At 46.0% G+C, this 400-nt stretch carries 1 protein-coding gene; it reads right to left on the bottom strand.

Translation table 11 applies throughout. The features are described from left to right. On the bottom strand, nt 1-400 hold a 400-nt coding region (locus AC1DFM_RS34870; protein WP_477081397.1), incomplete at both ends, for a hypothetical protein.

Raw genomic sequence — 400 nt, forward strand, 5'->3', positions numbered from 1 at the left:
GTGCTGCCACACTATCAACTTTGGCAACCACTGGTTTAGGATAGTTTACAACAGAAACGGCTGCACTGGTTGAATCACAGACGCCGTTGGTTACCCACCAGATAAAGGTTACTCTGTTACCAGCAGGAACAGTTACGGTGGTCGTTGCTTTMGTGCTATCRGTGATGGTTACACCCGGAGTAGGSGTAAATCTCCAAACACCTTTACCACCGAAGGTAGTAGTAGGATCATTTCCTTTAATAGTGAATGTAGCATTATTACACTGTGCTGCCACACTATCAACTTTGGCAACCACCGGTTTAGGATAGTTTACAACAGAAACGGCTGCACTGGTYGAATCACAGACGCCGTTGGTTACCCACCAGATAAAGGTTACTCTGTTACCAGCAGGAACAGTTAC

The sequence above is a fragment of the Chitinophaga sp. 05T412 genome, assembly GCF_056396465.1.